Origin of the sequence: Streptococcus sp. HMSC064H09 (genome assembly GCF_001812625.1) — a bacterium.
GTDB lineage: Bacteria > Bacillota > Bacilli > Lactobacillales > Streptococcaceae > Streptococcus.
Genome location: NZ_KV809562.1, coordinates 505 through 1,020, shown reverse-complemented (window position 1 = coordinate 1,020; position 516 = coordinate 505). Strand labels below are relative to the sequence as shown.

General features: G+C 42.8%; 1 protein-coding gene. It reads left to right on the top strand.

Features of this window, described 5'->3' with window-relative positions; genetic code table 11:
• The coding region (locus HMPREF2867_RS02555) for a Rib/alpha-like domain-containing protein (protein WP_256263052.1) at window positions 1-516 on the top strand (516 nt) is incomplete at both ends.

Sequence of the window (516 nt, the reverse complement as noted above, 5' to 3'; positions counted from 1 at the left end):
ATAAGAACACTCCTGTAGCCAAAGATCAAACGGTAAAACCAGGCGATCAGCCAAATGCTAAAGACTCAATTGGTAACGTTGGAGATCTTCCAGAAGGAACTAAGTTCGAATTCAAGACACCAGTGGATACAACAACACCGGGCGATAAAGGAACAACTGTCGTTGTGACTTATCCAGATGGTTCAATTGATGAAGTTCCAGTCACTATCAAAGTTGTAGACCCTCGTACAGATGCGGACAAGAACACACCAACACCTAAGGATCAAACGGTTAACGTTGGTGAAACACCAAAAGCACAAGATTCAATCGGCAATGTTGGTGATCTTCCAGAAGGAACTAAGTTCGAATTCAAGACACCAGTGGATACAACAACACCGGGCGATAAAGGAACAACTGTCGTTGTGACTTATCCAGATGGTTCAATTGATGAAGTCTCAGTTAAGGTTACTGTAGTAGATCCTCGTACAAACGCAGATAAGAATACACCAACACCTAAGGACCAAACGGTTAACGTTG